The sequence below is a fragment of the Flavobacterium sp. genome, assembly GCF_043778725.1.
In the GTDB taxonomy this organism is placed as follows: domain Bacteria; phylum Bacteroidota; class Bacteroidia; order Flavobacteriales; family Flavobacteriaceae; genus Flavobacterium.
In genome coordinates, this window is the sequence record NZ_JAYWFT010000115.1 from 22,309 (window position 1) to 28,748 (window position 6,440).

General features: G+C 31.4%; 9 protein-coding genes. All 9 read left to right on the top strand.

The window, feature by feature from the left end; translation table 11 throughout:
- Positions 1-78 precede the first annotated feature (78 nt).
- Positions 79-279, top strand: a complete 201-nt coding sequence (locus ACH2CG_RS11030) for a cold-shock protein (RefSeq protein WP_395065126.1) — start codon at positions 79-81, stop codon at positions 277-279.
- Positions 280-483: 204 nt separating this feature from the next.
- Positions 484-849: an NADH-quinone oxidoreductase subunit A gene (locus ACH2CG_RS11035; protein WP_395065128.1), complete on the top strand. Its 366-nt coding sequence runs from the start codon at positions 484-486 to the stop codon at positions 847-849.
- Positions 850-929: 80 nt separating this feature from the next.
- Entirely contained in the window at positions 930-1,472 is a 543-nt protein-coding gene (locus tag ACH2CG_RS11040) for an NADH-quinone oxidoreductase subunit B (RefSeq protein WP_395065130.1), read from the top strand.
- A 1-nt stretch (position 1,473) separates the two neighbouring features.
- Positions 1,474-1,995 carry an NADH-quinone oxidoreductase subunit C gene (locus ACH2CG_RS11045; protein WP_395065132.1) on the top strand — a complete coding sequence of 174 codons (522 nt, stop codon included), beginning with the start codon at positions 1,474-1,476 and terminating at the stop codon, positions 1,993-1,995.
- 28 nt (positions 1,996-2,023) lie between these two features.
- A complete protein-coding gene (gene nuoD / locus ACH2CG_RS11050) occupies positions 2,024-3,259 on the top strand; it encodes an NADH dehydrogenase (quinone) subunit D (protein WP_395065134.1) in 1,236 nt (411 codons plus the stop codon).
- Between the two features lie 95 nt (positions 3,260-3,354).
- Positions 3,355-3,885, top strand: coding sequence for a complex I 24 kDa subunit family protein (locus ACH2CG_RS11055; protein ID WP_395065136.1), 531 nt, complete (start codon positions 3,355-3,357; stop codon positions 3,883-3,885).
- Positions 3,886-3,888: 3 nt separating this feature from the next.
- Entirely contained in the window at positions 3,889-4,968 is a 1,080-nt protein-coding gene (locus ACH2CG_RS11060) for an ATP/GTP-binding protein (RefSeq protein WP_395065138.1), read from the top strand.
- Positions 4,961-5,599: a DUF3226 domain-containing protein gene (locus tag ACH2CG_RS11065; protein WP_395065140.1), complete on the top strand. Its 639-nt coding sequence runs from the start codon at positions 4,961-4,963 to the stop codon at positions 5,597-5,599. Before ACH2CG_RS11060 ends, ACH2CG_RS11065 begins: the two co-directional genes overlap by 8 nt.
- Before the next feature lie 2 nt (positions 5,600-5,601).
- The coding region (locus ACH2CG_RS11070) for an NADH-quinone oxidoreductase subunit F (protein WP_395065142.1) at positions 5,602-6,440 on the top strand (839 nt) is incomplete at its 3' end.

A 6,440-nucleotide genomic window follows, 5' to 3' on the forward strand; every position in this document is an offset into this window, starting at 1 on the left:
ACTTTTTATTTAATTTTTGTTTGCTATGTCAGAAATAAGTATATCTTTGACCATTATTAATAATTATTATTACACACAATGCGCACAGGAACAGTTAAATTTTTCAATGAATCAAAAGGTTACGGATTCATTACAGATGATGAAAATGGAAAAGACATTTTCGTTCACGCTACAGGTATTAAAGCTGAAAACTTAAACGAAGGAGACAAAGTTTCTTACGAAGAAGAAGAAGGAAGAAAAGGTAAAGTTGCAGCTCAAGTAGCTGTAATCGAAGACTAATATATATAATATTTTGGTTACCTCAATGGCTAAACGCTCTGAAAATTTCAGAGCGTTTTTTTATATCTAAAAATATTATTTAGAACCGGTTTAAATAAGTGATTTTGAGCTATAAATAACAAAGGTTTATGTTTTCACTTTTGTGAATTAAATAATGCAATGTATATTTGTAGCTATTTTACAAAAATCTAAATCTTTAGGTACATGCAATCTACTCAACACGATTATTTACCAATTCTAATGCAAGCTGGTTTAGCTGTAGGATTTGTTGTGGCAACTATTATTGGCTCTAGTTTTCTAGGTCCAAAAAGACATTCCAAAAACAAAGATAAAAATTTCGAATGCGGAATCGAATCTGTAGGTAATGCACGTATTCCTTTTTCTGTAAAATATTTTCTTGTCGCAATCCTTTTCGTACTTTTTGATGTAGAGGTTATTTTCTTATATCCTTGGGCAGTAAATTTTAAAGAATTAGGAGTTGACGGAATGATTAAAATGGTTATTTTTATGTTATTGCTTTTAGTTGGTTTCTTCTACATCATTAAGAAGAAAGCACTAGAATGGGAATAATAATAAATATTTTAAATTGTAAATGTTGAATTTTAAATTAGTTTTTCATTTAAAATTTATAATTCAAAATTCAAAATAAAATGAATAAAGAAACAAAAATGGTTGCTCCACCAGAAGGAGTTACAGGAGAAGGTTTCTTCGCTACTAAACTAAACGATGTTGTTGGAATGGCTCGTGCCAATTCACTTTGGCCTTTACCATTTGCAACTTCTTGTTGTGGTATTGAGTTCATGGCTACAATGGCATCACACTACGATTTAGCACGTTTTGGTTCAGAAAGAGTAAGTTTTTCTCCTCGTCAAGCGGATATGTTAATGGTAATGGGAACAATTTCTAAAAAAATGGCGCCTATTTTACGTCAAGTTTACGAACAAATGTCAGAACCTCGTTGGGTTATTGCTGTTGGTGCTTGCGCAAGTTCAGGTGGTGTTTTTGATACGTACTCAGTTTTACAAGGAATTGATAAAGTTATTCCTGTTGATGTTTACGTTCCTGGTTGTCCGCCAAGACCAGAACAAATTGTTGATGGCGTAATGCAATTACAAGAATTAGTAAGAAACGAATCGGTTCGCCGAAGAAGTTCTCCAGAATATATAGAATTATTAGCTTCTTACAACCTTTAATATGGCTTTAGAAACGGCAAACATACAAGAAATAGTAACTCAAAAATTTGGCAATAAAGTGCTGAATTTTGCTATGAGCAGAGATATTTTTTCTTTCGAAGCTTCTCCAGATGCAATTCATGAAGTAATTCGAACTCTAAAAGTTGACGAAAATTTAAATTTTCACTTCCTTACCGATTTATGCGGAATTCACTACCCAGATAATGATTCAACTCATCAATTTGCAGTAGTATATCACTTGCACAATTGGATTGAAAATGTGAGAATTAGAGTTACAACTTATTTAAATGCAGAAAATCCAGAAGTAAACACTATTACCGATTTATTTCTTTGCGCCAATTGGATGGAAAGAGAAACTTGGGATTTTTACGGAATTGTTTTCACAGGTCATCCACAATTGAAACGTATTTTAAATATGGACGAAATGGTTTCTTTTCCAATGCGAAAAGAATTCCCACTTGAAGACAGCGGAAGAACAGATAAAGACGACCGTTTCTTCGGAAGAACAGCACAAAAGATATAAAACAAAATAAATAATTCAACATTATAAAATGTCAGACTTATTATTATTACCAGAGCATCGATATGCCAAAGTTATTGAAAGAACTCGCAACGAAGACGGAAGCGAACTTTCAATATTAAATCTTGGACCAACGCATCCAGCAACACACGGTATTTTCCAAAATATCTTGTTAATGGATGGTGAACGAATTCTTGATGCAGAACCAACTATTGGTTACATTCATCGTGCTTTTGAAAAAATTGCAGAAAACCGTCCGTTTTATCAAGTAAACGTGTTAACAGACAGAATGAACTACTGTTCTTCTCCTATTAACAACATGGCTTGGTGGATGACGGTTGAAAAATTACTAGAAATTGAAGTTCCAAAACGTGCTCAATATTTAAGAGTTATCGTAATGGAATTGGCTCGTATAACAGATCACTTAATCTGTAATTCGATTCTTGGTGTTGATACTGGAGCTTATACAGGTTTCCTTTATGTATTCCAATTTAGAGAAAAAGTATACGAAATATACGAAGAAATTTGTGGAGCTCGTCTTACAACAAATATGGGTAGAATTGGTGGTTTCGAAAGAGATTGGTCAGAAGCTGCTTTCAAAAAATTAGACACTTTTTTAATTGATTTTCCAGTTGCTTGGAAAGAATTTGAAAACCTATTCGAAAGAAATAGAATTTTTGTCGATAGAACCGTTGATGTTGGACCAATTACTGCGGAAAGCGCTATGCAATATGGTTTAACTGGGCCAAATTTACGTGCTGCCGGAATTGATTATGACGTTAGAAAAGCACAACCTTATTCGTCTTATGAAGATTTTGAATTTGATGTTCCAGTAGGAAAATCAGGTGATACTTACGATAGATTTTGTGTAAGAAATGCCGAAGTTTGGGAAAGTTTAAGCATCATCAAACAAGCATTAACAAAATTACCAGAAGGTCCAATTCACGCTGATGTTCCTGATTATTATTTGCCTCCAAAAGAAGATGTTTACCACAATATGGAAAGCTTAATTTATCACTTTAAAATTGTGATGGGTGAAGTTCCAGTTCCAGTAGCAGAAATCTATCATCCAGTAGAAGGCGGAAACGGAGAATTAGGATTTTATTTAGTAACTGATGGAAGCAGAACGCCATATCGTTTACACTTTAGAAGACCTTGCTTCATTTATTATCAAGCTTATACAGAAATGATTAAAGGCGGAATGTTATCAGATGCCATTGTAATATTATCAAGTTTAAATGTAATTGCAGGCGAATTAGACGCATAATTAATGTATAATGTATATTGAAAAAAATGTATAATGGTAAAAGTATAATGTAAGACAATATACAATTTACATTATACGATATACAGTTAAAAAAAATGGAAAGAACACATATAACACAAGAGATAAACATAACTGAATCGTTGATGAACCGCATCAATGAATTGATTAGTCATTATCCTGAGGGCAAACAAAAATCGGCTTTATTACCTGTTTTGCACGAAGTTCAAGATGCTCACGACAATTGGTTGAGTATTGAATTGCAAAACAAAGTTGCTGAAATTTTACAAATTCAAAATATTGAAGTGTACGAAGTAGTAACTTTTTACACGATGTACAACCAACGACCAATTGGAAAATTCATGTTTGAATTCTGTCAAACTTCTCCTTGTTGCCAAAACGGAGTGGAAGATTTAATGGATTACACTTGTTCTAAACTTGGCGTAAAAGTTGGCGAACCAACACCAGATATGATGTTTGAAGTTCGCGGTGTGGAATGTCTTGGCGCTTGTGGATATGCTCCAATGATGCAATTGGGTGATTTCTACCAAGAACATCTTACCAAAGAAAAAATCGATCAGTTAGTGTCTGATTGCAAAGACGGAAAAATCACTTTACACGATAAATAAAAAATGGAAAACAATCATTTAACATATTTCAAAATTGAAAACTTTAAGAAATTTGATTCTCTTGAGGTCTCTGATATTGGACAGATTAATTTGATTGTTGGTGATAACAATGTAGGGAAAACTTGCCTACTTGAAGCATTATTGTTTGATGAAGATATTGATAAATGTATTGAAAACCTTCATTATACTTTGTGTAAAAGAAGCATACACATACATCCTGAAGATGTAAGACTAAAAAAACCAAAATTGCCAGAATCTAATTATTTTGATTATTTAAAAAACAACACAAAATCAGAAGGAATTGCAATAAATTGGAATAATAATAAATTATTTTTACAAGATGTAAGCATTAATGACCTAACTGACTTGGATTTCGAAAAGGAAAAAAAACATAATTACGAAATTGGAAGACCAAATCTATGGATTAAAATATATAAAGAGGATGTTTTTGAAGAACTACAATTTATGTATTTGGATGATTTTAAAGTAAAATTTCACCATGATTATTTACCACTTATTAGAAAGGATGCAGGATTTAATAATGATATAGTTAAATATTTTAAAGAGTTAAACTTTGATGAACTAACTAGATTTAAAAAGACATTTTTATTATTTTTTGATGATTTTCAAGATATTGTTTTCAAAGATTATTTTGGTAGAGAGTTATTAGCCATTAAATTAGAGAGAAATAATGACTTTTTACCCATTACTTATTTTGGGGATGGATTTAATGAATTTATCAGATATATATTAGAAATTCCTAAAAACAAGAATAAAAGATTAATGATTGATGAAATTGCCAATGGTGTCCATTATTCTAAATTAAAAGACTTTTGGGTAAATATAATTCATTTATCAAAAGAATTAAATGTTCAGTTGTTTGCAACTACACATTCAAAAGAATGTATAGAGGCATATATTTCAGCATCAAATGAAATTAATTATAATAATGAAATAAGATTAATAGAATTAAAAGAATACAATTCAAAAATTTATTCTAACACTCTCAAGTATGATTCAATAATTACATCACTTGATTCTGAAGTGGAATTAAGAGGTGGAAATATTTTTAAGAATGATTGATTTTAATTTGCATAAAATTTTTGTTGAAGGTAAGACAGATCAATCTTTTATCCAATTTGTTTTAGAAAAACAGTTTGGAATTATATTAAATGATAATCAGGTAAATAATGCAATTATAAATTGTCAAGGTTGGTCTAACATTCAAAATCAAACTGGAATCCTTTTAGATAAAATAAGAACAGAGAACAATGGTAAAAATATCGTTATTTTTGACGCTGATGGAAAAAGTAATGATGGTGGTTTTAAAAAAAGAAAAACAGAATTAGAAAATATTGCAAAAAAAATAGGAATAACATTTGATATTTTTTTATTTCCTGATGATCAAAGTGATGGTGATTTAGAATTATTCTATTCGTCTTGCTTTAAGAATGACAAAGCCTTTTTTAAAGATTGTTGGAATAATATGTATTCATGTTTAGACGGAAACAAAAAACATTTAGAATTAAAATTTCCAAAATCAGCAGAAATGGTTTTCTCATATGTTGATTTATTTCAAGAATATAAAAGTGAAGAATATAAAAATACAAAATCAAAAAGAAGTTATTTCGATGAAAATCTTTGGGAATTTGATTTTGAAAAAAATGAATATTTAAAAAAATTAATTTCTTTTCTAAAAGAACATTTAAAATAGTAATGGGAAGAAAAATATTATTAGACAAAATAAACGTTCCAGGAATTAAAACTTATGAAGTTTATCGTCGTGAAGGCGGTTACGCATCAGTAGAAAAGGCCTTGAAAAAAATGACACCAGATGAAGTGGTTGAAGAAGTAAAAAATTCAGGACTTCGTGGTCGTGGTGGTGCAGGATTTCCAGCTGGAATGAAATGGAGTTTTATCGATAAAAAATCGGGAAATCCAAGACATTTAGTTTGCAACGCTGACGAATCAGAACCAGGAACTTTCAAAGACCGTTATTTAATGGAATACATTCCTCACTTATTGATTGAAGGAATGATTACATCAAGTTATGCGCTTGGAGCAAACCTATCCTATATCTACATTCGTGGCGAATACATGTGGGTTTACAAAATCTTAGAACGCGCCATTGCAGAAGCCAAAAACGCAGGTTGGTTAGGTAAAAACATCTTAAATTCTGGCTATGATTTAGAACTTCATGTTCAAATTGGTGGCGGAGCATACATATGTGGAGAAGAAACCGCATTGATTGAATCGTTAGAAGGAAACCGTGGCAACCCTCGAATTAAGCCTCCGTTTCCTGCAGTTTCAGGACTTTGGAGCAATCCAACAGTTGTAAATAATGTAGAAACTATTGCCGCTGTGCCATGGATTGTAAATAATTCTGGAGCAGAATATGCAAAAATAGGAATCGGTCGTTCAACAGGAACAAAATTAATTTCGGCATCTGGTCACATAAAAAATCCTGGTGTTTACGAAATAGATTTAGGATTATCGGTTTATGAATTTATGAATTCTGACGAATATTTGGGCGGAATGTCATCAGACAGACCATT

What these genes read in the sequence shown, in the direction of transcription:
- ACH2CG_RS11030 (WP_395065126.1), top strand. Translation starts at nt 79, where the DNA reads ATGCGCACAGGAACAGTTAAATTTTTCAATGAATCAAAAGGTTACGGA.
- ACH2CG_RS11035 (WP_395065128.1), top strand. Translation starts at nt 484, where the DNA reads ATGCAATCTACTCAACACGATTATTTACCAATTCTAATGCAAGCTGGT.
- ACH2CG_RS11040 (WP_395065130.1), top strand. Translation starts at nt 930, where the DNA reads ATGAATAAAGAAACAAAAATGGTTGCTCCACCAGAAGGAGTTACAGGA.
- ACH2CG_RS11045 (WP_395065132.1), top strand. Translation starts at nt 1,474, where the DNA reads ATGGCTTTAGAAACGGCAAACATACAAGAAATAGTAACTCAAAAATTT.
- nuoD (WP_395065134.1), top strand. Translation starts at nt 2,024, where the DNA reads ATGTCAGACTTATTATTATTACCAGAGCATCGATATGCCAAAGTTATT.
- ACH2CG_RS11055 (WP_395065136.1), top strand. Translation starts at nt 3,355, where the DNA reads ATGGAAAGAACACATATAACACAAGAGATAAACATAACTGAATCGTTG.
- ACH2CG_RS11060 (WP_395065138.1), top strand. Translation starts at nt 3,889, where the DNA reads ATGGAAAACAATCATTTAACATATTTCAAAATTGAAAACTTTAAGAAA.
- ACH2CG_RS11065 (WP_395065140.1), top strand. Translation starts at nt 4,961, where the DNA reads ATGATTGATTTTAATTTGCATAAAATTTTTGTTGAAGGTAAGACAGAT.